Origin of the sequence: Tomitella fengzijianii (assembly GCF_007559025.1) — a bacterium.
Classification (GTDB): Bacteria; Actinomycetota; Actinomycetes; order Mycobacteriales; family Mycobacteriaceae; genus Tomitella; species Tomitella fengzijianii.
This window is the reverse complement of record NZ_CP041765.1, coordinates 1,087,121-1,109,506: the sequence shown is the minus strand read 5'-3', so window position 1 is coordinate 1,109,506 and position 22,386 is coordinate 1,087,121. Positions and strand designations below refer to the sequence as shown.

General features: G+C 70.1%; 19 protein-coding genes. 6 read left to right on the top strand and 13 right to left on the bottom strand.

The genetic code is table 11. From position 1 onward, the window contains the following. Positions 1–35 precede the first annotated feature (35 nt). The 9 genes from FO059_RS05100 to FO059_RS05060 all read right to left on the bottom strand — a co-directional run bounded on the left by FO059_RS05100 (position 36) and on the right by FO059_RS05060 (position 9,923). The gene (locus tag FO059_RS05100) at positions 36–1,499 is read right to left on the bottom strand and encodes an MCE family protein (RefSeq protein WP_143906915.1); all 1,464 of its coding nucleotides are present in this window, start codon (positions 1,497–1,499) and stop codon (positions 36–38) included. Then, on the bottom strand, positions 1,496–2,896 hold the full coding sequence (locus FO059_RS05095) for an MCE family protein (protein WP_143906913.1): 1,401 nt from the start codon (positions 2,894–2,896) through the stop codon (positions 1,496–1,498). The genes FO059_RS05100 and FO059_RS05095 overlap by 4 nt, the downstream gene beginning before the upstream one ends. Further along, positions 2,896–4,218: an MCE family protein gene (locus tag FO059_RS05090; RefSeq protein WP_143906911.1), complete on the bottom strand. Its 1,323-nt coding sequence runs from the start codon at positions 4,216–4,218 to the stop codon at positions 2,896–2,898. The genes FO059_RS05095 and FO059_RS05090 overlap by 1 nt, the downstream gene beginning before the upstream one ends. Then, a complete protein-coding gene (locus FO059_RS05085) occupies positions 4,215–5,369 on the bottom strand; it encodes an MCE family protein (RefSeq protein ID WP_158726605.1) in 1,155 nt (384 codons plus the stop codon). Before FO059_RS05085 ends, FO059_RS05090 begins: the two co-directional genes overlap by 4 nt. Before the next feature lie 88 nt (positions 5,370–5,457). After that, positions 5,458–6,498, bottom strand: coding sequence for an MCE family protein (locus FO059_RS05080; protein WP_199257067.1), 1,041 nt, complete (start codon positions 6,496–6,498; stop codon positions 5,458–5,460). Between the two features lie 4 nt (positions 6,499–6,502). Beyond that, positions 6,503–7,681, bottom strand: coding sequence for an MCE family protein (locus FO059_RS05075; protein ID WP_143906907.1), 1,179 nt, complete (start codon positions 7,679–7,681; stop codon positions 6,503–6,505). A gap of 12 nt (positions 7,682–7,693) precedes the next feature. Continuing rightward, a complete protein-coding gene (locus FO059_RS05070; RefSeq protein ID WP_143906905.1) occupies positions 7,694–8,542 on the bottom strand; it encodes an MlaE family ABC transporter permease in 849 nt (282 codons plus the stop codon). Positions 8,543–8,546: 4 nt separating this feature from the next. Then, a complete protein-coding gene (locus FO059_RS05065) occupies positions 8,547–9,296 on the bottom strand; it encodes an MlaE family ABC transporter permease (RefSeq protein ID WP_282451167.1) in 750 nt (249 codons plus the stop codon). 438 nt (positions 9,297–9,734) lie between these two features. Further along, a complete protein-coding gene (locus tag FO059_RS05060) occupies positions 9,735–9,923 on the bottom strand; it encodes a ferredoxin (RefSeq protein ID WP_143906901.1) in 189 nt (62 codons plus the stop codon). Between the two features lie 163 nt (positions 9,924–10,086). Between FO059_RS05060 and FO059_RS05055 the strand changes: the two genes are divergently transcribed. Both FO059_RS05055 and FO059_RS05050 read left to right on the top strand, forming a co-directional pair. Then, the gene (locus tag FO059_RS05055; protein WP_143906899.1) at positions 10,087–11,274 is read left to right on the top strand and encodes an acyl-CoA dehydrogenase family protein; all 1,188 of its coding nucleotides are present in this window, start codon (positions 10,087–10,089) and stop codon (positions 11,272–11,274) included. Between the two features lie 57 nt (positions 11,275–11,331). Continuing rightward, on the top strand, positions 11,332–12,474 hold the full coding sequence (locus FO059_RS05050; RefSeq protein WP_143906897.1) for an acyl-CoA dehydrogenase family protein: 1,143 nt from the start codon (positions 11,332–11,334) through the stop codon (positions 12,472–12,474). Between the two features lie 81 nt (positions 12,475–12,555). Here the strand turns inward: FO059_RS05050 and FO059_RS05045 are convergent, their stop codons facing one another. Continuing rightward, on the bottom strand, positions 12,556–13,338 hold the full coding sequence (locus FO059_RS05045) for a DUF2249 domain-containing protein (protein WP_143906895.1): 783 nt from the start codon (positions 13,336–13,338) through the stop codon (positions 12,556–12,558). 165 nt (positions 13,339–13,503) lie between these two features. Here FO059_RS05045 and FO059_RS05040 point away from each other — a divergent pair, with 165 nt between their 5' ends. Genes FO059_RS05040 through FO059_RS05030 form a run of 3 tightly spaced genes read left to right on the top strand, consistent with a single transcriptional unit; the run spans position 13,504 to position 18,184 of the window. Next, positions 13,504–14,361 carry a helix-turn-helix transcriptional regulator gene (locus FO059_RS05040; protein WP_235671116.1) on the top strand — a complete coding sequence of 286 codons (858 nt, stop codon included), beginning with the start codon at positions 13,504–13,506 and terminating at the stop codon, positions 14,359–14,361. After that, a complete protein-coding gene (locus FO059_RS05035) occupies positions 14,358–15,509 on the top strand; it encodes a hypothetical protein (RefSeq protein ID WP_233266903.1) in 1,152 nt (383 codons plus the stop codon). The genes FO059_RS05040 and FO059_RS05035 overlap by 4 nt, the downstream gene beginning before the upstream one ends. Further along, positions 15,506–18,184, top strand: coding sequence for a multicopper oxidase domain-containing protein (locus FO059_RS05030; protein WP_143906893.1), 2,679 nt, complete (start codon positions 15,506–15,508; stop codon positions 18,182–18,184). Before FO059_RS05035 ends, FO059_RS05030 begins: the two co-directional genes overlap by 4 nt. Before the next feature lie 7 nt (positions 18,185–18,191). Here FO059_RS05030 and FO059_RS05025 read toward each other — a convergent pair whose 3' ends face one another. Further along, a complete protein-coding gene (locus tag FO059_RS05025; RefSeq protein ID WP_143906891.1) occupies positions 18,192–19,316 on the bottom strand; it encodes an NAD(P)H-dependent flavin oxidoreductase in 1,125 nt (374 codons plus the stop codon). An 8-nt stretch (positions 19,317–19,324) separates the two neighbouring features. After that, positions 19,325–20,959, bottom strand: coding sequence for an acyl-CoA synthetase (locus FO059_RS05020; RefSeq protein ID WP_143906889.1), 1,635 nt, complete (start codon positions 20,957–20,959; stop codon positions 19,325–19,327). A gap of 145 nt (positions 20,960–21,104) precedes the next feature. On the opposite strand from FO059_RS05020, the gene FO059_RS05015 reads away from it, so the two are divergent. Next, a complete protein-coding gene (locus FO059_RS05015; RefSeq protein ID WP_143906887.1) occupies positions 21,105–21,959 on the top strand; it encodes a crotonase/enoyl-CoA hydratase family protein in 855 nt (284 codons plus the stop codon). Between the two features lie 11 nt (positions 21,960–21,970). Here the strand turns inward: FO059_RS05015 and FO059_RS18995 are convergent, their stop codons facing one another. After that, complete coding sequence (locus FO059_RS18995; protein ID WP_408033855.1) at positions 21,971–22,351, bottom strand: type II toxin-antitoxin system Phd/YefM family antitoxin; 381 nt, start codon at positions 22,349–22,351, stop codon at positions 21,971–21,973. Between the last annotated feature and the right edge of the window lie 35 nt (positions 22,352–22,386).

Here is a 22,386-nt window from a genome sequence, read left to right as displayed (position 1 = left end):
TATCCTCGTGCTTTCGGCGCGACAGGGAAACCGGCTCACGCGCCCGGCGCGGTGAGCAGAGCCTGCCACGAGTCTTCCCCCGCCGCCGCGTCGCCGTTCGCCGACTTCAGGCTCCGGTCCACGGTCACTGTGCCGTCCGGCGCCACGTACCTGCCCGTGCCCGGGTCGTAGGACGCGGTGCCGATCTGTCCCTGGCCTTGCTCGGCGCTGCTGGGCTGTGCGCTGTTGCGCTGGTCCCCCAGCCCCTCGTAGGTGCCGGGCGGCACGCCGGGCACGTCCGGCTGCGGCGGGCCGAACGGCGTCGGATTCTCGCCCAAGGGTACAAACCCTTGCGGGTCCTCACACAGGGCCGGGGTCGGCGCTCGCTTACCGGGCTGATTCGGGCAGGGAGAGTTGCGGGCGCCGCGCACGGCGATGGGCGAGTCCTGCGGCAGCTTGCAGTAGATCCCGTCCGGCGTCACCGGCACCGAGACCTCGTTGGGCGGCCGCCGCTGATCCGGAGCCAGGTACCCCACGGTGCACGCGGGGGGCTCGTTGAGCTCGAGGTGGAAGTCCAGCGGCAGCTTGTTGCCGTGGTTCGACGCGTAGGTGGTGACGGTCTGCAGCGCGGACATCAGCGCCGGATACACGACCAGCATCTGCTGGATCGAATCGTTGTAGGTGTAGGTGACCTTGCCGAGCGTCACGGCGTTCGCCATCAGCAACGGCAGCGTGTCCTGCACGTCCTGGAAGGTCTGCTGCGCCTCACGCAACGTGTCCGGAGCGTTGTCCAGCACGGACCGCACCTGGGGGTCGTTCGCCCTGACCTGCCCGGTGAACGCGGCCAGATCGCGCACCCAGGACTTGAGGTCGTCCCCGGAGATCACCTGCGTGTCCAGCAGCGGCCCCAGCTCGGCGAGGAGGCTCTTGGTGGCGTCGGAACTGTCCTGCGCGTCCTGGATGAGCGTCTTGCTGGACTCGATGAGCCGGCGCAGGTCCGGGCCCACGCCTTCGAACGCGGTGAACGTCTCATCGACCAGACTGGTCAGCTTGTCGCGCGGGACCGTGGACAGCAGCGCGTCGGCCTTGTCGAGGATCGGCCCGATGTCTACCGGCATGCTCACCCGTTCCTCGGGGATCTCCGCCCCGTCGCCCAGGTACGGCCCCTCGTCGGTGCGCGGCAGGAACTCCACGTACTGTTCGCCGATCGCCGACACGCTACGGACGGCCACCTCCGTGTCGACGGGGATCCGCGCGTCGCCGTCGACGGACAGGCGCGCCTTCACGCCGTCGCGGGTGAGATCGACCGATTTGACCCTTCCCACGTTGCTGCCGCGGTAGGTCACGTTCGCGTTCTCATACAGTCCGCCGCTGCTGGGCAGGTCGACGGTGATCGAGTCCTGTCCGATCCCCAGCAGATCCCCCACGCGCATGTACTGCGTGGCCATCACCGTCACGCCGATGACAGAGAGGATCAGGAAGATCACCAGCTGGATCCGGATGAACCGGCTGAGCATCATTTGCCTTCTCCTGTCGCCGGCGGGCCGAAGAGATCCTCGACCGGGGCGTCGAACACGGGCTCAGGCTCCGCGGACGGCGCCGCGCCCGGGCCGTTCCCGCCCGCTGCCGCGCCCGGCAACTGCGTGTCAGAGGCTTGAGTATTCGGGGCCTGCACGTTCGGGGCCTGCACGTTCGGGGCCTGTGCTTCCGGGGCCTGCGCTTCCGGGGCGGGGGCACCCGGGGTGCCCTGACCGCCCGCCGCCGGTGCGGCCCCGGGCGCCTCGACCGCTGCCGGATCGGGCATCCGCGGATTGAACGGGTCGCCGATCTCACCGCCGGCGTCCGCCATCTTCTTCGCCCAATCGGTGTCGGACCACGGTTGGGCGGGGCTGCCGACGAGCAGCGAGCGCTGGATGCGCTGCCCCGTCAGGTCCACCTCGTCCCACAGGTTGGTGTAGTCGCCGCGCATCGCGTTGAACAACGTCTCCATCGGGAACGGGAAGGTGAACAGCAGCGAGAGCGTTTCCGGAAGCTTCTTGCCCGCGTCCGCCAGGGCCGCGAGGATCGGCTTCAGGTCCTTGGTGAGCGAGCGCAGATCCGAGCCGCTCTCCGTCAGCACCGTGTCGGCCTTCGCGCTGAAGTTCCCCAGCGCCACGATCGCATCGGTCAGAGTGTCCTTCTGGTCGGCCAGCACCTTGGTGGCCGGTTCCAGACCGGTCAGCGCGTTCGCCAGCACGTCGTTCTGCTCGTTGACGGTGGCGCTCAGGCGATCGACGCCGTCCATCGCCGCGACGATGTCGCCGCGCTGCTCGTCCAGCGTCGACACCAGCTCATCGAGCCTGGGGATGAGATCGTGCAGGCTGCCCTCGTTGCCGCCGAGCGCGGCGTTCAGCTCCGTGGTGATGTCCTGCAGCTGCGCCAGACCGCCGCCGTTGAGCACCACCGACAGCGTCGACAGCGTCTGCTCCGTGCTGGGGAACCGGCCGCCGCGCTGCAGCGGGATCACGTCCCCGGCGCTGAGATACCCCGCCCCCGCGTCCGTCCCCTCGGGCGGATCGAGCTCGAGGTACTGCGAGCCCAACAGACTCGCCTGGCCCACCATCGCGCGGGTCCCACGCGGAACATTCGTCCCAGCCTTGAGGCCGATCGTCACGCGCGCGTTCCAGTTCTCGTCCGCGACGATCTTGCGGACGCTGCCCACGGTGACATCGTCGATCATCACCGGCGAGTTCTGCGTCAGCGTGCCCACATTGGGCACCACCGCGGTGATCTCGTACGAATCGTCGTCCGTCCCGACGGTGCCGGGCAGCGGCAGCGAGTTCAGGCCGTTCCATGTGCATCCGCTCGCGAGCAGGGCGGCGCATCCGAGTGCAGTCGCGGCGATCAATCGCCGTCCGGTGCAGTGCCGGCTTCGCATCAGTCACCGCCTCCTTCCGGCAGCACAGGATTGAGCAGGTCGCCGAGGCCGCTGCCCGGCGTCGCGTCCGCGTCGGTCTTGCCGTCGCCGCCGTCGGTCCGCCGGATGTCCGCATCGCTCAGCGGGGTCGCGTTAGGCAACAGCCGCGGCGGTTCGAGCTTGGGGACGTCGTGCATGCTCGGATCGGTGTAGACCACTTGGTCGGGGGTCGCCGTGATGCCCGTGATCGGGTTTGTGCCCGCGGGCGGGTAGTTCATCGCAATGGAACCGATGACTGGCGCCAGCGCCTTGATGCATGTGTCGACGTCCGGGTTGGGGCCGGTTCCGTCCGAACCGCCCATCGCGCCGCACACCATGTCCACCAGATTGCTCGTGTTGTTCAGCGCGATCGCACCGGTGAAGGTGCCCTGGTACGGCTGGTAGATGTTGTAGAAGTTCACCAGACCGGTGGGTCCCACGTGCAACAGCTGACCGAGCCGGTCCTTCTTCTTCGCGATGACGCTCGTGAACTCCGAGAGCTCCTTGATCGAACGGCTGAGCTCCGAACGGTTGTCGGTGAGGAACCCCTTGACGTCCTGCACCGCCGTATCGAGGCTCTTGAGCGACGAGTCCAGCTGCTGATTGCTGTCCGCGAGCACGTCGGAGACCCGGGCCAGATGGCCGCTGACGGACACGATCTGCTGGTTGCTGTCCGCCAAAGCGTTGACGAACACCTGCAGGTTCTTGATGGTCCCGAACAGGTCCGTGCTGCCGTCGGAGAAGGTGTTCATGGCGGCGGCGAGCTCTTTGATCGTGTCGTGGATCCGCTGGCCGTTTCCGTCGAGCGTGTCACCGGTGACGTTGAGGAAGTCCGTGAGAGCGCCGGGCTCGTCGCCCTTCGGCCCCAGCGCCTCGGTGAGTTTGGACAGCTCCTTTTTGATCTCGTCCCATTCGACCGGAACCGCGGTGCGGTCGATGGGGATCACCGCGTCGTCTTCGAGCTTCTCGCCGCCGGTGTAGACCGGGGTGAGCTGCACGAAACGTGAGGTCACCAGGCTCTGCGCGACGACGATCGCAGTGGCCTGGGCGGGGAGGTCCACGCCCTTGTCGATCGAAAGCTCGAACTTGCTGCGGGTGCCGTCCGGGGTGATCGAGGTGATCTCGCCCACCGGCACGCCCAGGACCCGGACCGAATCGCCCTCGTAGATCCCCGTCGCCGAGGTGAAGTACGCCGTGACCGTGTACCGCTGGTTGCCCGGCCACACCAGCCACGCGCTCACCCCGACCAGCAGAACCAGCACCACCGCGATCACCGAGCGGAGGTAGCCCTTGTAGGCCGTCATCGCCCGCCCCCGTTCGTGTCGTTCTCAGCCGGCGCGCCGCCCGGCTGCGCCGCGCCGCCGGCGGCGTCCTGCGCTGCGCCCGCATCGCCTCCGGGCGCGGGCGCCCCGGCCGGCTGCTTCGCCGCATCGAACAGCTGCGCCGCGGCGGGGGTCTGCTGCGCCATCTGGGCGAGGAGCGGTTTGAGCATGTCGGTGGTCTGCACTCCGCCCGGATAGTCCATGGCGTTGAGGAAGTTCTGGATGAACGCCATGAAGTACGGGCCGTTGGCGACCGAATCGCCCAGCGCGTACATGTACTTGGCCACGCCGTCGAGCGAGTCCGAGATGTTGCTGTAGTTCTTCTCGAGCACCTGCATCACCGTGTGCAGGTTGTCGAGCGCCGGCTTGAGCTGCTGCTCGTTGTCGTTCACAAAGCCTGTGAGTTGGGTGGACACCGCGCCGATGTGCACGATCAGCTGGTTCAGCATCTGCTTGCGCTCGTCCAGCTTGGCCATCAGCGAGTTCGCGTCCACCACCAGGGCGTTGAGCTGGTCACTGCGGTCCTTGAGCACACCGGTGACGCCGTTCGCCTTCTTCAGCAGCTGCTGCAACTGCTGGTCGCGCGAGCTGATGCTCTTCGACAGCCGGGTGACGCCGTCCAGCGCCCCGCGGAGCTCCTCCGGCGCACCGGCGAAGCTGTCGGAGAACGATTCGAGCGCCTCGGTGACCGCGTCGGTGTCGATCTCCCCCACGTTTGTGGCCAGGTCGCCGAGAGCCTCGGTGAGCGCGTAGGGGGTCGAGGTGCGCGACAACGGGATCACTCCGCCGTCGCCGAGATCGCCGGCGCCCTCCGGGCGCACCTGCAGGCCCCGCTTGCCCAGCATCGACTCGGTGGAGATCGCCGCCACCGTGTCCTTGCCCAGCCGGATGTCCGAATCGACGGAGAAGTCGACCACCACGTGGTCGTCCTGGATCCCGATGGAGCCCACCTTGCCGACCTTGAGTCCCGCGACGAACACGTCGTCGCCCGACTTGAGGCCCGCAGCGTCCGCCACCTGCGCCTGGTAGCTGTTGGCCGAGTTGATGAACGGCAGCTTGTCGTACTGCAACGCCCCGAGCACCACGGCGGCGGTGAGGACCAGCCCGATGATGGCGATCGGGATCGGGTTCATGTCACGGAATCGGGGCAGCGACCGCATGCGCGTCCACAATCCGGGCTTCCTCCGGGTGCCCTGGCCTTCAGGACTCCGTCGGGATCGCTTAGTCATCAACGGGCGCACACCTTCCCGTCGTCTGGTTCTTGAGCGGAATGTAGATGGGGTTGTTCTCGTCGCCCACCTTGAACGTCACGCCGCACAGGTAGAAGTTGAAGAACGCGCCGTACGTGCCCACGCGCACGACCTGACGGAACGCGGCCGGCATGTTGGAGAGCACCCAGTCGAACTCCGAGGTGGCCTCGTCCGTGGACAACAGCCCCATGAGCCGGTCCAGCTCGGCCACGTCGCCCTTGAGGTCGGGGCGCGTGTCCTCCAGCAGCGACGCCATCGTGCCGGTCGCGTCGTTGATGCTGCTGGTGCCTCCCACCACCGCGTCGCGGCTCGCCGCGAGCGTGCTGACGACCTTCTGGACGTTGTCGACGATGCCGCTGAACTCCTGCTTGTGCTGGTCCATCGTCCCCAGGACCGCGTTGAGGTTGCCGATGACGTCGCCGATCAACTGGTCTCGGTCCGCGAGCGTCTTCGAGAACGAGCTGGTGCTGCCCAGCAGGCTCACGAGTTGCTGGCCCTGGCCTTGGAACACGTCGATGAGCGACTTCGCCAGCATGTTGACCTGCTGCGGATCCAGCGCCTTGAACAGCGGTTTGAAACCGCCGAGCAGCGTGTCCAGGTCGAGAGCGGGCTCGGTGCGCTCCACCGGGATCGTGGCGCCCATACCCAGCGGCGTGCCCGGCTCGGCGCCCTTGATCAGCTCCACATAGCGGTTGCCGACGAGGTCCTTGTACCGCACGGCCATCTCCGTGGTGGTGGAGAGCCGGTACTTCTCATCGACGTTGAAGTCGACCATCGCCTGGTTGTCGTCGGTGATGTGCACACCGTTCACAGTGCCCACTGTCACGCCGGCGATGGCGACCTTGTCGCCGCTCTCCAGGCTCGACGCGTTCTCGAACACGGCGTGGTAGTCCTCGGTGGTGCCGGTGCGGTACTGGCTGAACACGACGACCAGTCCGGCCAGGATCAGCAGCATCACCAGCGTGAACACGCCCAGTTTGAGGGCGGTGAACTTCAAGGGTGTCTTGTTCATCGGTTCACCACGTCCATCCGGGTGGCGGCGGGCCGAGCAGGAACGCCCACAGCGACTGCGGGTTGGCCCGCTGCTGCTCGGTGACGGTGGGGTTCGCGCCCGAGTCGGTGACCACGTAGGGGGCGTGCACGCCTTCGCCCACCCACGGCAGGCCGTAGCAGCTCGGCGCGTTCTTCGCGTTGACCTTCGGAAGGTTCTCCGGGTACTGGTATGACGGCGCGCCAGGGAGGAAACCGGAGGTCAGCGAGAGCCCCGGCTGCGCCCCGCCGAACGCGGCCTGGCCGGCGTCCTTGGCGTTGGCGATGCCGACGATGAAGCACGTGAGCACCGGCGAGTATTCGCGGGTCAGGCCCACGGTGGGCTGCAGCAGGTCCGCCGAGGTGACGAAGTCGTCGCCCGCGGCGTCCAGCACCGCCTTGCCGGTGTCCGCCGTCGTCTTGGCGCCGGCCAGGCTCTGCGCCAGCACGTCGGACTTGTCGACGATGGTCCCGCCCACCGCGGTCGTGTTGTCGAGCAGAGACATGAGGTCGGGCGCGACCTGTGCGTAGGTGTCGGTGACCGGGGCCGACTTCTGCAGCACGTTGCGCAGGTCCGGGAGGCTCGGGTTCATCTTCTCGAGGTAGTCGTCGACGCCCACGAGGGTCTCCCCCAGCGCCTCGCCCTGGCCGTCGAGCGCCGTCGCCACAGCGCCCAGCGTGGCGTTGATCTTCTGCGGCTGCACGGTGTTGAGGACGTCGGTCAGGTGCTGGAAGAGGGTGTTGAACTCGACCGTGACGTTCTGCGAATCGATGACGTCGCCGGCCTGCAGGTGCTCGGCCGACGGCTCGGCCGGCTCCTCGAAATTGACGTACTTGGCGCCGAACACCGTCGTGGAGCGGATGTCGGCCTTCACATTGGCGGGGATCAGGTCCATCTGGTCCGGGTAGATCGCCAGGTCCAGCACCGCGCCGCCGAGCTCGTGCGAGATCGACTCGACGAAGCCGACCTGCACGCCGCGCATCTTGACCTTGGCGTCCGGCTCCATCACCAGCCCGGCACGGTCCGCGCGCAACTGCACGTGCTCCTTGGACTGGAACCCGCCGAGGAACGAGGTGACGGCGATGGCGATCAGACCCACCAGCACTGCCGCGAGGACGAGCGCGAACAGCTTGTAATTGACCCGGGCTCCGGGGCGCGTACTCATCGTCACCGCCCCCTAACCCGAGAGATGGAAGTTGCCGGACGTTCCGTAGATCGCCAGGGAGATGAGCAGGGTCACGGTGACGACGCAGATCAGCGACGTGCGCACGGCGTTACCCACTGCCACGCCCACCCCGGCCGGCCCGCCGGAGGCGTTGTAGCCGTGGTAGGTGTGCACCAGCATCACGACGATCGCCATGGCTATCGCCTGGAAGAACGACCACAGGATGTCCAATGGTTGCAGAAACGTCGTGAAGTAGTGGTCGTAGATGCCCGCGGACTGGCCGAAAAGGACCACCGTGGAGAAGCGGCTGGCGATGAACGAGGCGATCACCGCGAGCGAGTAGAGCGGGATCACCGCGATCATGCCGGCGACCACACGCGTGCTCACCAGGTACGGCACGGACGCGATGGCCATCGCCTCGAGCGCGTCGATCTCCTCGCTGACCCGCATGGCACCGAGCTGCGCGGTGGAACCCGCGCCGATGGTGGCCGCCAGGCCGATGCCCGCCACGACCGGCGCGGCGATGCGCACGTTGATGAATGCCGCGAAGAAGCCCGTCAGCGCCTCGACACCGATGTCGCCGAGCGAGGCGAACCCCTGTGTGGCGATGGTGCCGCCCGCCATCAGGGTCAGGAATCCGACGATCACGACGGTGCCGCCGATCATGGCGAGCGCGCCGGTGCCCATGCTGATCTCCGCGATCAGCCGCAACGTCTCCTTCTTGTACTTGCGCAGCGCGAAGGGGATGTTGATGATGGCCTGCCAGTAGAAGAAGGCCTGCCTGCCGAAGTCGTCGACGCTGTCCGAGGCGCGCCCCATCTGCCTGCGCGTGCGGGGCAACCTGCCGGTGATCACTGCCATGCCGTCACCCCGCGATCTTCACGCCGACGGCGGTGATGATGACGTTGGCCACGAAGAGCGCCATGAACGCGTAGACCACCGTCTCGTTGACGGCGTCCCCCACGCTCTTGGGCCCGCCCTTGACCGTGAGCCCGCGGTAGCAGGCGACCAGGCCCGCGATCACGCCGAAGACACCCGCCTTCACCTCCGAGATGATCAGGTCGCCGAGGTCGGTCAGCACCGGGATGCCGTTGACGAAGGCGCCCGGGTTGACGTCCTGCAGGAACACCGAGAACACGAACCCGCCGAAGATGCCGATGGTGGACACCATGGCGTTGAGCAGGATCGCCACCAGCATCGAGGCCCACATCCGCGGGATCACCAGCCGCTTGACCGGGTCGATGCCGAGCACCTCCATGGCCGCGATCTCCTCGCGGATGGTGCGGGCGCCCAGGTCGGCGCAGATCGCCGTGGCCCCCGCTCCGGCGACGATCAGGACCGTCACCATGGGGCCGACCTGGCTGATCGTGCCGAACGCCGCGCCGGCGCCACTGAGGTCGGATGCGCCGATCTCGCGCAGCAGGATGTTCAGCGTGAAGCTGACGAGCACCGTGAACGGCACCGCGACGAGGATCGTGGGGATCATCGAGACCCGCGCGATGAACCACGCCTGTTCGATGAACTCCCGCCACTGGATGGGCCGGGAGAAGGTGTAGCGGAAGGAGTCCAGCGTCATCGCAAAGAACCCGCCGATGCCTTTGACGGGGCCTTCCATGACCTTGTTCACCGGACCTCCTCCCTAGAGCTACTCGTTTCAACCTGCGATTCACGGGCGCGCCACGTGACCTGCGTCCTATTCACGCGGCGCGGACACAGTATCCACCAGGCGGACGCCCGCATCCGTGACCCCGTGCCGTACCCGTGTCACCCGCACCGGCGGGCCCACCGGCCGGCACTCCGGACTCCGGCGATCGCCCGGCCCTCGTGCGGGCCTCCCCGCTACGAACGAGAACGTGTTGCAGTAAGCACCGTACAGCACCTGTGACCCGCCTCACCGGGGGGTGGCCCGATTGCACCGAACGGACGACCTCTCCGTCGTCGCACCGCCGGTCCGCAGGGCACCCCGGCAGCGGAGCGCCGGCCGGAACATCCGGCCGGCGCACATTCCTCGACCATCACCGCGGCGACGCCGCACGCACGGCGTCGCCGGCAGTCAGTACTTGCTCAGCGCCGCCTTGGGGCAGCGGTCCACGGCCATCTGCACGCGCTTCTCCAGCTCCTCGGGGACCTCGTCCACCTTGACGTGCAGGATGTCCTCGTCGTCCAGCTCGAACACCTTGGGTGCGAGCCCGCAGCAGATCGCATTGGCCTCACACAGGTTCAGGTCGACCTTCACCCTCATCGGCTCACTCCTCCTGAGATCCGGATCGCCTCCACCGAGGCGGCGTGCACCACACACTAGAACGTGTTCCAGCCATGTGCAATGATCGGTCGTGACGCACCGCACAGACGCCGGCGCACCGTGAGCCGTCCGGCGACGCATTCTTCCCGTACACGGAGGTCACATGCACATTGCCTACAGTCCGGAGCAGGAGGCGCTGCGCGCCGAGCTTCGCGAGTACTTCTCCCGCCTGATCACGCCCGAGCGACGCGAAGCGCTCTCCGTGCAGAGCGGCGAGTACGGCGAAGGCACCGCCTACCGCGACGTGGTCCGCCAGATGGGCGAGGACGGCTGGCTTGCGCTGGGCTGGCCGGAGGAGTTCGGCGGACAGGACCGGTCCGCCATCGATCAGCTCATCTTCACCGACGAGGCGGCGATCGCCGGCGCACCCGTCCCCTTCCTCACCATCAACTCGGTGGCCCCGACGATCATGCACTTCGGCACGCCGGAGCAGAAGGCGTTCTACCTGCCGCGGATCGCCGCCGGCGAGGTGCACTTCTCCATCGGCTACTCCGAGCCCGGTTCCGGCACCGACCTCGCGAGCCTGCGCACGTCCGCGGTGCGGGACGACGCCTCCGGCGACTGGATCGTCAACGGGCAGAAGATGTGGACCAGCCTCATCGCCTACGCGGACTACGTGTGGCTGGCGGCCCGCACCGACCGGGAAGTCAAGAAGCACCGCGGCATCACGATGATGATCGTGCCCACCGACGCCGAGGGCTTCTCCTACACCCCGGTGCACACCATGGCCGGGCCCGACACCTCCGCGACCTACTACCAGGACGTGCGGGTCCCCGCGGAGAACGTCGTCGGCGAGGTCGGCGGCGGCTGGAAGCTGATGACCAACCAGCTCAACCACGAGCGGGTCGCACTCACCTCCGCGGCGCCCATCATCGGGGCGCTCGAGGCGGCCACCGATTGGGCGATGTCCACACGCCTGACCGACGGACGTCGGGTGATCGACCAGGAGTGGGTGCAGCTGAACCTGGCCCGCGTCCACGCCAAGGTCGAGTACCTGAAGCTGATGAACTGGGAGATCGCGTGGAGCGCCGAGCACGCGCCGAGCCCCGGCGACGCGTCGGCCTGCAAGGTGTTCGGCACCGAGTTCGCCACCGAGGCCTACCGGCTGCTCATGGAGGTCCTCGGGCCCGACGCCCTTCTGCGCCAGGACTCGCCCGGGGCGATCCTGCGCGGCCGTCTCGAGCGCATGCACCGTTCGTCGCTGATCCTCACGTTCGGCGGCGGCACCAACGAGGTCCAGCGCGACATCATCGCGATGGCAGCACTCGGCCAGCCCGCCTCCCGCCGCTGACGCCCGGCGCACGGACCATCCGGCGCCGTTTCCGGCGCCCGACCACAGGGACCACACATGGATTTCACCCGAACCGAGGCCCAGGACGATCTCGCCGGCCTCACCCGCGACATCTGCGAGAAGCTCAGCACCCCCGATCGCCAGCAGGAACTCGACGAGGTGCCCGGCCGCTTCGACAGCGCCCTGCATGCCGCGCTGGCCGATGCGGGGATCCTCTCGGCGGCCGTGCCCGCCCCCGCCGGGGGCGGGTTCTCGATTCTCGAGCAGACCGCCGTCCTGCGCGAGCTCGGCCGCGCATTGGCCGGCACCCCCTACCTTCCGTCGATCGTGATGGCGGCGGATGCGCTGGCGACGTACGGCTCCCCCGCACACGTGGAGCTGGCCTGCCGGGCCGCCGACGGCGAGACGATCCTCACCGCGGCACTCGAGGAGTCGTTGACCGCGGACCCGTCCGCACCCGCCACCACCGCCACCCGGAGCGCGGACGGAGGTCACTGGGTGCTCAGCGGCGGCAAGACCGCCGTGCCCTTCGCCGACGAGTGCGAGGCGATGCTGGTCCCGGCCACGCTCGTGGGCGCGGACCGGGACCAGGGACCGGTCGGCGTGTTCGTCGTGCCGGCGACGGAGGTGCGGATCACCCGGCAGGACGGCACGGACCACAGCAGCCTCGCCGCCGTCGACCTGGAGGCGGTCACGGTGCCGGACGGCGCCCGGCTGGGCGCCGTGGACGGGCCCGGACCCGACGCCGACGGTCAGGCCGTCCTCACCCGCATCCTGCAGCACGGCACCGTGGGGCTGTGCGCCCAGCAGTTCGGCGTACTCGAACGCTCCCTCGAGCTGACCGCCGAGTACGCGCGCGAACGCGAACAGTTCGACCGGCCCATCGGCAGTTTCCAGGCCGTCGCGCAGCGGCTGGCGGACGCGTTCATCGACGTCAAGGCCGCCAGGCTGACGTTCGAGCAGGCCGCCTGGCGGCTGGCGGAGGGGCTCGACGCCGACGACGCCGTGCGCATCGCCAAGTTCTGGGCCGCGGACGCCGGGCACCGCGTGGCGCACACCACCGTCCACGTGCACGGCGGCGTGGGACTGGACCGGGACCACCCCGTGCACCGGTACTTCCTCGCCGCCAAGACCGGCGAGTTCCGCCTGGGGTCCGCCACTGCGCAACTGACCCGGATCGGCGCGCAGATCGCGGGCTGACTCCGCTTGCTCCGGCGGGGCGACGCCGGATGGGGCCGGGACCGATGGCGGTCGGTCCCGGCCCCGCCCCGGGGAGTCCGATCAGATCCGCGCCAGGCGCAATCGCCAGGCTTCGGGGCCGCGCTCCTCGTAGGACACCTCGAGGCGCCCCTGTGCACGCTCGTTGAGCTGGTGCAGCAGCGGGATCGGGTCGTGCGGCGCGACCAGCACCATCGAACCGCCCGCCGGGACGGCGTCGAAGGCGCCGAACACCGTCGCGTGCCGGATCGCGTGCGGGATCGCGCGCACGTCGAGCTCGGGCGCCTCCGGCCCGTCGTGCTCGCCGCACGCGCAGCCCACGTGGCCGCCGGCCCCGCCCGCCGCGGGCGGCGTGCTGCCCGCGAACGGGTCGGGAAGCCGCGCTGCCAACGCGGCCAGGTCCACGTCCTTCTCCCCCGCGAGCGCGGGCAGCAGCACCTCGTCCTCCACCGCCAGGCGCGCACGCACCAGCGCGGACACCGCGTCGGCGGCGGCGATGGCCTCGGGACGCTCGGTGGCATCGACCAGCCTGCGGATCTGCTCGTGGATCCCGGGGCCGGACACGCGGTGCGCCTCGGCGAGCAGCCTCGTCGCCGGGACCGTGCGGGCCGCCGCGTAGATCGCGTCGTCCGCCGCGTCGAGGTAGGCGCGCAGGCCGCCGCCCACATGATCGCGCGCCCCCGTGAACGCCCGGTCGAACTCCGGCCCGGCCGATCCCGCGGCGCCGCGCAGTGCGTCGGCCACCCCCGCGAGCCGCCCGGTGATCTCCGCATGCTGCACCCGCAGCCCGTCCACCGCGTGGGCGTCGTCTGCGCTGGTCGCCATGACCACATCGTTGGTCGTCATCGTGTCCGGGTCCTCTCGCCGCTATCGCTCCTGGCCTGTCCGCGCGCGGTCAGGCCTTGTCTGCGCTCAGGTCCTGCCTGCGCATCAGGTCTTGCCTGCAGATGGTCACAGGCTGTCCGTACGTGGTCAGACTCATTGTGGCCTCCTCACCCGTAATTTACTACAGTGGATTCCGTGATTAATAATGCGGATCCGGGAGGGCACCGGGACCCGGCGGGCGGGGAAGGCCCGGCGGGACGCGCCCGCCCGACCGGACGCAGGGCCGCGCTACGCCACCGCGGCCCCCGCGCGGCGCCGCCCCCCGTCGCCCACCTGTCCGACCAGCGTGCCGCCGTCCTGGACCGGCTGCGGCGCCATCCGGACGGCGCCCGGATATCCGAGCTCGCCGAGGAGTCGGGCCTGCACGCCAACACGCTGCGCGAGCACCTCGATGCGCTGGCCGCGGACGGATACGTCGAACGGCGCCGTGCGGCCCCGCGAGGTCGCGGCCGCCCCGCGTGGATCTACGCCGCGGGGGACTCCGCCGGACCCGCGACCCCGCACGCCGATCCGCGGCTGCGCGACTACGCCGGACTCGCGATGTCGCTCGCGTCGATCCTCCGGCGGGTCAGCACCGACGTGGAGCGCGACGGTCTCGCAGCGGGCGTCGAGTGGGGCCGCAACCTCGCCCGAGAGCACCGCGGCACCGGCACCCCCGAGCAGCGCCTGGTGCAGCTGCTCACCGAGCTCGGCTTCGCGCCCACGCTCCGCGGCGACGGCGTTTCGCTGCGCCAATGCCCGCTGATCGACGCCGCGCGCACCTATCCCGACGTCGTCTGCACGGTGCACCGCGGCATCGTGCGCGGCGCGCTCGCCGAGTTCGGCGGAGACCCGCACGCCAGCACGCTGACCGCATTCGCCGAGCCGGACGCGTGCCGCCTGGAGATCACCCCCGTCCGGCCCCGCGACAACCCGGGCGGCACGGACTCGGGCTGCGGCTGCGGAGGGCAGGGCCCCGCGGGCGCACCGCAGGACCCGGCGTGAGCTCCGACGGCCTGCAGGCCACCCGCCGGGTGCGCCTGCTGTTGCTGGCGCCCGGCGGCGTCGCGTTGCTCGCCGGGCTCGACGCCGCACTCCTGCTGCTGGGGGTGGGCGCCCCGGTCCGGGACCTGTCGCTCACCTCGCTGCACGGCGTTCTCATGGTGCTCGGCTTCGTCGGCACCGTCGTGTCCGTAGAGCGCGCGGTGGCACTGGGCCGCACATGGGGCTTTCTCGCCCCGGCGGCGCTGGGCGGCGGGGCGATCCTGCTGCTGACACCCGCACCCCGGGACGTCGGTGCCGTGCTCTTCGTCGTCGGCACGGCCGCGCTGGTCGCCGTGTACCTCCCGCTGTGGCGCCGCAATGCGCAGCCCGCGGTGCTGGTGCAGGCCGCCGGCGGCGTTCTCGCGTTGGGCGGGACCGGACTGTGGCTCGGCGGGGTCGACGTCCCGTGGCTGCTGCCCTGGCTGGTCGGGTTCCTGGTGCTCACCATCGCCGGCGAGCGGCTGGAGCTGGCGCACGTGGCGCTCACCGATCCGCGCGCACAGCCCTACGCGCTCGGGATCGCGGGTGCCGTCATCCTGGGCACGCTCGCGACGCTGCTCTGGCCCCAGGTCGGCTATCCGCTTCTGGGGCTCGCGCTCGCGGCGCTGGTGGCCTGGCTGCTGCGCTACGACATCGCGATGAAGACTGTCCGCGCCTCCGGCCTGCCGCGGTTCTCGGCGGCCTGCCTGCTCGCGGGGTACGCCTGGCTCACCGTCACCGCGCTGATCTGGGTCGTCGCCGGCCCCGTGCGCTCGGGCCCGCTCTACGACGCGTCCGTGCACGCCGTGCTGCTGGGGTTCGTCATCTCGATGATCATGGCGCACGCCCCGATCATCTTCCCCGCGGTTCTGCGCCGCCCCCTCCCCTACCGCCCGGCCATGTACGCCCCGGCGATCCTCCTGCACGCGTCCCTGGCCCTGCGCATCATCGGCGGTGACGCCCGCGGCGTCGACGCACTGTTGCAGTGGGGCGGCGTGCTCAACGTGGCCGCGCTGCTGGCCTTCGTCGTCGTGGCCGCCGGATCGGTGCTGTTCGGTTCGCGGCCGGACCGGCGCACGAAGGGCACCTCGGCCCCCGAACCCGTTCCACAGAAGGCGGAGGCGCCGTGAAGCTGAGCACCTGGCATCTGCGCACCGGCTCGGTGGTCGCCGCGTGGCTGGTCGCGCTCGCCGTCGTGGCCGCCGCCCACGAGCAGATCCCGCAGTCGCCTTGGCTTCTCGTGCACCTGCTGGGGCTGGGCGCCGCCACCAACGCCATCCTCATCTGGAGCTGGTATTTCACCGAGGCGATGCTCAAGATGGGCCGCGATCAGGGCCGGCGCACTCAGACCGCCCGGCTGGCCGGGCTCAACGCCGGCGCGGTCACGGTGGTCGCCGGAGTTCTCACGGACACCTGGCAGGCCACCGCGGCCGGCGCCTCCGTGGTGGGCGTCGTGGCCCTGTGGCACGGCGCGGCCATGGCCCACCGGCTGCGCCACGCACTGCCCTCGCGCTTCGGCCCCATGGTGCGCTTCTACGCCGCCGCCGGCCTGATGCTGCCGATCGGCGCGGGACTGGGCGCCGCGATGGCCTGGGGCCGGCTGCCCGGCGACTGGTATTCGCGGTTCATCGTCGCGCACGCCATGCTCAACGTGCTCGGCTGGATCGGGCTCACCGTGCTCGGGACCCTCGTCACGCTCTGGGCGACGATCCTGCGCACCCGCATCGGTTCCGGAGTGGAGGACGCGGCCAAGCGGGGCCTGCCCGCCCTCATCGCCGCGCTCGCCGTCGCGGTGGGGGGCGCGCTGGGCGGACTCGCCTGGCTCACCGCCGCCGGGGTCGCCGCCTACACCGCCGCCGTCGGGTACGTGCTGTGGCCGCACCTCGACGAGGCCCGCCGCAAGAAGCCGCTCCACTTCCCGCCGCTGTCGGTGCTCGCCGGGGTCGCCTGGCTGGCCGGGTCCCTCGTCACGCTGACCGTGGGCATGGCGGTGGCCGCCTCGCACAGCGGCCCCGCCGCGTGGTCGTCCGCCGAGGACACGCTCCGCGGCATCGTCCCCGCACTGGTCGCGGGATTCCTCGCGCAGGTGCTGCTGGGGGCGCTGTCATATCTCATGCCGGTGGTCCTCGGCTCGCGGCCGTCGGCGACGCAGCAGGCGACGAAGGTCCTCGACACCCTCGCCGTCGCCCGGATCGCCATGGTCAACGCGGCGCTGCTGCTCGCCGTGCTGCCGACGCCGCCCCGCGTGCAGCAGTTCTCCTGGATCGTCGTGGTGGTCGGGCTCGCCGCGTTCATCCCGCTGCTGGTGCGGGCATGGGTGATGGCGCGCCGGGCCGGGTCGGGCCCGATGACCCCGCCCGACCGCCGCGCACGCGTCGACCACTACCAGGGCCGGCGCCTGGGCCACGCGCTCGCCGGGCTCGCCGTCGCGGTGCTCGTCGCGGCGGCAGGGGTCGCGGTCGACCCGGCCGCCGCGGGCCTCGACTCCGGCGCCGCCGCGCAGGCGGCGGGGCCCGACGGCCGGTCGACGGGCGAGACGACGACGGTAGCGCTGCACGTGCAGGGCATGCGGTTCGTCGGCGCCGACGGCCGCACCCTCGGCGCCGGCACACCGATCGAGGTTCCGCGCGGCGACAACCTGATCATCGAGCTGACGAACACCGGCGATCAGCGCCACGATCTCGTCCTCGCCAACGGCGCCCGCTCGCCGCGGCTGGCGGTGGGGCAATCGGCGCGCATCGACGCGGGCGTGATCGACGGCGACGTCGACGGCTGGTGCGACATCGCCGGCCACCGGCAGATGGGCATGGTGCTGCGCATCGACGCGGTGGGCGCGGACGAGTCGGAGCCCGCAACCGGCCCGGACGCGGCGCGGGCAGGCGGTGCCCCCGTGCCCGGCCTGCCGGAACTGCTCGCCGACCCCGGCCCCGGTTTCCGGGCGCGCGATGCCTCCGTGGCCCCGGCCGTCGAATCGCCCGGCGCCGGGCCCACGGTGCACCGCGTCACGCTGGATGTACGCGACGAGAAGATCCAGGTGGCGCCGGGGTTCACCCAGACGCTGTGGCCCTACGGCATCGACGGGCAGGCCGGCACCGTCCCCGGGCCCGTGCTGCGCGGAAAGGTGGGCGACACGTTCGAGATCACGCTCCGCAACGACGCCACCATGGACCATTCGATCGACTTCCACGCCGGCAGCCTGGCGCCGGACGGACCCATGCGCAGCATCGCGCCGGGCGAATCGCTCACATACACGTTCACCGCGACGAAGTCCGGCATCTGGCTCTACCACTGCTCCACCATGCCGATGTCGCTGCACATCGCCAACGGTATGTTCGGCGCCGTCGTCATCGACCCGCCGGACCTGCCCCCGGTGGACGAGGAGTACGTGCTGGTGCAGTCCGAGGAGTACCTGGGCGCCGACGGCGCCATCGCGGACCAGGCCAAGATCAACGCCGAGCGGCCGGACCTGGTGGTGTTCAACGGTTACCCGAACCAGTACGACCACGACCCGCTCACCGCGAAGGCCGGTGAGCGGGTGCGGATCTGGGTGCTGGCGGCCGGGCCGAACGACGGCACCACGTTCCACGTGATCGGCGGGCAGTTCGACACCGTATGGAAGGAGGGCGCCTACCTGCTGCGCCCGGGGAACCCGTCGAAGGGCGGCAGCCAGGCGCTGGACCTGGGGCCCGCCCAGGGCGGCTTCGTCGAGCTCACCTTCCCCGAGGCCGGGCACTATCCCTTCGTCGACCATTCGATGGTGGACGCCGAGCGCGGGGCGCACGGGATATTCCGGGTGACGGACTGAGCGTGCTCTACAACCCCGCCAGCCGCCGCACCGCCGTCTCGTACTCGCCGACGAGCAGGTCCATGCTCTCGGCCACCGGGCGGATGGCGTTCATCCGGCCCACGATCTGGCCGGCCGGCATGGCCACCACCTCCGGGTCGTCCGCGGCGGAAATCCGCTGGTGAGCCTCGCTGACCAGGATGTTCTGCAGCGGCATCGGAAGCGGATCGGGCGCGCCGGGCGCGGACCACGCCTCGGTCCACTTGGTCTTGAGCAACCGTGCGGGTTTGCCCGAGTAGACGCGACTGCGCACCGTGTCCGAGGACGTGGCGGAGAGCAGCGCGCGCTGGATCGTCGACGGCCCCTCCCCCGACGCGCTGCCCAGCTTGTATTCGGAGGCCGTGAGCCAGTACGAGCCCATCCACACGCCGGCCGCGCCCAGGGCCAGCGCCGCCGCGATCTGCCGGCCACTGCCGATGCCGCCGGCCGCGAGCACCGAGACCCGGTCGCCGGCGGCCGCCTGCACGGCATCGACGATCTCGGGGACGAGCACCATCGACGCGATCTCACCGGTGTGACCGCCCGCCTCGTACCCCTGGGCGATGACGATGTCGACGCCGCTGTCCACGTGATGCAGCGCGTGCGACACCGCGCCGGCCAGCGCCGCCACCGGGACGCCGTGCTCGTGCGCCTCGCCGATGATGTCCGCCGGCGGGGAGCCGAGCGCGTTGGCGATGAGCGCGGGACGGTGCCGCAGCGCCACGTCCACCTGTGCGCGGGCCACCGAGTGCAGCCAGCCGAGCACGCCGGCCGCATGCTCGTCCGACGTGTCCAGTGGCGGCACGCCGAGGTCGTTCAGGGTGCGGTCGACGAATGCGCGGTGCTCCGGCGGGATCATCGACTCGAGATCGGTCTGCCCGCCCTCGGTGGGCACCTTGGCCGGCATGACGACGTCCACCCCGTAGGGCTTGCCGTCGGTGTTCTCGTCCATCCAGGCCAGCGTGGCCTCGAGCTCGTCGGGGTCGTTGAACCGGACGCAGCCGAGCACGCCCAGCCCGCCGGCCCGGCTGATGGCGGCCGCCACGTGTTCGGAAGGGGTGAAGCCGAACACCGGCCGTTCGATGCCGAGCTGCTCGCAGATAGGGGTGCGCATGAATGTCCTCAGGAGTTGGAGGCCGCAGCGGCCTTGCGGGCATCGGCGGGGCGGGATTCGGTGACGGACCTGGCCCACTTGTAGTCGGGCTTCCCGGCCGGCGACCGCTTGATCTCGTCGACGAACCACAGGGCGCGCGGCGTCTTGTAGCCGGCGATGTGTTCGCGCACGGCGGAGTCCACCGATTCGAACGAGGGCACCGCATCGTCACGCACCGCCACCACCGCGGCGACGGCACTGCCCATCCTGTCATCCGGGATGCCCACCACCAGCGCGTCGAACACGCCGGGGTGCGATTTGACGGCGCCCTCGACCTCCTCGGGGAAGACCTTCTCGCCGCCGGTGTTGATCGACACCGAGCCGCGGCCCAGCATCGTCACGGTGCCGTCGGCGTCGACGGTCGCGTAGTCGCCGGGGATCGAGTAGCGGACGCCCTTGATGGTCCTGAACGTCTTGGCCGACTTCGCCTCGTCCTTGTGGTAGCCGATCGGCAGGATGCCGCAGCGCGCGAGCAGGCCCACCTGGCCCGAGCCTGGCTCGACGGGGTCGCCGTCCTCGCCCAGGACCTGAGTGGAATCGTCGATCTTCACCCGCGGGCCCGCATCCAGCTCGGTGTCCTTGGTGATCAGACCCATGCCGGAGAATCCCGTCTCCGACGACCCGATCGAGTCGGTGAGCACGGTGTTCGGCAGCGCGTCGAGGTACTGGCGCTTGACCGACGGCGAGAACAGCGCTGCGCTCGAGGCGATGGCGTAGAGGGTGGACGTGTCGTAGTCACCGGACAGCAGACCGTCGATCATGGGCCGGGCCATCGCGTCGCCGACGATGAACAGCACGTTGACCCCGTGCTTCTCGATGATCCGCCAGGCGACGTCGCCGTCGAACTCCGGATAGACCACGGCCTTGCCCGCGGTGAACAGGCTCTGGAACACCGCCCACTGCGATCCGCCGTGGATGAACGGCGGGATGGGGTAGCGCACCATCTGCGGGTTGCCGGCGCCTTCCTGGGCCAGCTGCCACTCGTCCGCCACGTACTCGCCGGTGACGAAGTTGATCCCGCCGCCGAGCACCCGCCACACGTCCTCCTGGCGCCACATCACGCCCTTGGGCATGCCGGTGGTGCCGCCGGTGTAGAGGAAGTAGAGGTCGTCTCCGGAACGCTCGCCGAAGGATCGCCCGCCCGGCTGCGCGGCCAGCGCGTCGTCGTACCGCACCGCACCGTGCGTCCCGTAGGGGGTGTCGGTGCCGTCCTCGATGACCACGGTGGCGGCGATCAGCGGCAGGCCCGGCAGGATCGCCGCGACCTTGTCCGAGTACTGGCGCTCGTAGATCAGCGCCACCGCGTCGGAGTCGTCGAGGATGTGGGTGAGCTCCTTTTCCACATACCGGTAGTTCACGTTCACCATGACCGCGCGCGCCTTGAAGATGGCGATCATGGCCACGATGCATTCGATCGTGTTGCGGCTGTAGAGGCCGACGCGGTCGCCGGGGCGCACGCCCTCCGCGATCAGATGGTGCGCAAGCCTGTTGGCGCGCTCGTCCATCTCCGCGTAGGTGCACGCACGGTCGCCGGACTCGATGGCGATCCGATCCGGCACGAGGTCGACACAGTGCTCGATGAGGTCAGCGATATTCAGGGCCACACGATCCAAACTAGAACGTGTTACGGTTCTAGGCAAGAGCTTTTCGAGATCCACGTCACGAACAGCACCGATGCCGCTGCGCGCCACACCCGGACCTGGACGGCGGCGCCCGCATCCTCACCCGCAGCGCCGACCTGGAGGACCGATGACCGCCACGACCACCCGCCTGGACATCAGCAGCGAGCACTGCCTGGTCGACAAGCGCGGCCACACGCTCATCGTCACCATGCACCGCCCCGAGGCCCGCAACGCGCTGTCCGCGGACATGATGGCGACGATGCAGGCCGCGTGGGATCTCGTCGACGAGGACCCGGATATCCGCGTCGCGATCCTCACCGGCGCCGGCGGCGCGTTCTGCGCGGGCATGGATCTGAAGTCGATGAACAGCGCCCCGCCCGGCGAGTCGATGCGCTCCGGCGACGAGTCGGGCCAGGGCGGCGGGGGCTCGTCCGCAGGCGGGCTGGACGTCACGCGGCTGCCGGCCCTGCTCAAGGGACGTCGGCTGACCAAGCCGCTGATCGCGGCGGTCGAGGGGGCGGCCGTGGCCGGGGGCACCGAGATCCTGCAGGGCACCGACATCCGGGTGGCGGGGCGCAGCGCGCGGTTCGGCGTCGCCGAAGCCAAGTGGGGACTGTTCCCGCTGGGCGGCTCGGCGGTGCGGCTGGCGCGGCAGATCCCCTACACACTCGCCGCGGACATGCTGCTGACCGGGCGGCTCATCGGCGCCGACGAGGCCCGCGAGTACGGCCTGATCGGCCACGTCGTGGACGAGGGCGCCGCGCTGGACAAGGCGCTCGAGCTGGCGGAGACCATCGCCGGCAACGGCCCCGTCGCGGTGCAGGCGATTCTGCGCACCCTCCGCGAGACCGAGGGTATGCACGAGGAGGACGCGTTCCGCATCGAGTCGAAGATCGGCGTCGAGGTGTTCCGCAGCGACGACGCGAAGATCGGGCCGCGGGCGTTCGCGCAGAAGCAGAAGCCGGAGTTCACGGGCCGCTAGCGCCCCTTCCCTCAGGGAGACTCCGTGAGCGCGCCGTCAGTCCGGTGCGGCCACCTCGAGCCCCGCGGATTCCGCGGCGTCGGCCAAGCGCAGGTCATACGCCACGAAAGCTGTGAGAGCTCCGGCCGGCCGCAGCGCCGACGCCAGATGAATCGCGCCCGGGGAGCGGAGCACCGGTCGTCACGAATCTGCTCCACCGCCGCCACGGGCACGGTCCTCGCCACTGCCCGCCCCCTGTTGGTCACCGTGATCTCCTCCCCCGTTGCCACCTCGGCGATGCATCGCGACGCGTACTGTCGCAGTTCACGCACGCCGATGACCTTCACACCCCCACGCGTAGCACCAGAAGTGCTACACGACTGCCGTTCGTGGCCTGCATGCACAGTCGCCATCACCCGGTGGACAGTGCCGATCGGCGCTAATCTCA

Excerpts from the sequence above, each read along its gene's own strand:
- FO059_RS05100 (WP_143906915.1), bottom strand. The coding sequence starts at position 1,499 with ATGATGCTCAGCCGGTTCATCCGGATCCAGCTGGTGATCTTCCTGATC.
- FO059_RS05095 (WP_143906913.1), bottom strand. The coding sequence starts at position 2,896 with ATGCGAAGCCGGCACTGCACCGGACGGCGATTGATCGCCGCGACTGCA.
- FO059_RS05090 (WP_143906911.1), bottom strand. The coding sequence starts at position 4,218 with ATGACGGCCTACAAGGGCTACCTCCGCTCGGTGATCGCGGTGGTGCTG.
- FO059_RS05085 (WP_158726605.1), bottom strand. The coding sequence starts at position 5,369 with ATGAACCCGATCCCGATCGCCATCATCGGGCTGGTCCTCACCGCCGCC.
- FO059_RS05080 (WP_199257067.1), bottom strand. The coding sequence starts at position 6,498 with ATGAACAAGACACCCTTGAAGTTCACCGCCCTCAAACTGGGCGTGTTC.
- FO059_RS05075 (WP_143906907.1), bottom strand. The coding sequence starts at position 7,681 with ATGAGTACGCGCCCCGGAGCCCGGGTCAATTACAAGCTGTTCGCGCTC.
- FO059_RS05070 (WP_143906905.1), bottom strand. The coding sequence starts at position 8,542 with ATGGCAGTGATCACCGGCAGGTTGCCCCGCACGCGCAGGCAGATGGGG.
- FO059_RS05065 (WP_282451167.1), bottom strand. The coding sequence starts at position 9,296 with ATGGAAGGCCCCGTCAAAGGCATCGGCGGGTTCTTTGCGATGACGCTG.
- FO059_RS05060 (WP_143906901.1), bottom strand. The coding sequence starts at position 9,923 with ATGAGGGTGAAGGTCGACCTGAACCTGTGTGAGGCCAATGCGATCTGC.
- FO059_RS05055 (WP_143906899.1), top strand. The coding sequence starts at position 10,087 with ATGCACATTGCCTACAGTCCGGAGCAGGAGGCGCTGCGCGCCGAGCTT.
- FO059_RS05050 (WP_143906897.1), top strand. The coding sequence starts at position 11,332 with ATGGATTTCACCCGAACCGAGGCCCAGGACGATCTCGCCGGCCTCACC.
- FO059_RS05045 (WP_143906895.1), bottom strand. The coding sequence starts at position 13,338 with ATGACGACCAACGATGTGGTCATGGCGACCAGCGCAGACGACGCCCAC.
- FO059_RS05025 (WP_143906891.1), bottom strand. The coding sequence starts at position 19,316 with ATGCGCACCCCTATCTGCGAGCAGCTCGGCATCGAACGGCCGGTGTTC.
- FO059_RS05015 (WP_143906887.1), top strand. The coding sequence starts at position 21,105 with ATGACCGCCACGACCACCCGCCTGGACATCAGCAGCGAGCACTGCCTG.
- FO059_RS18995 (WP_408033855.1), bottom strand. The coding sequence starts at position 22,351 with ATGGCGACTGTGCATGCAGGCCACGAACGGCAGTCGTGTAGCACTTCT.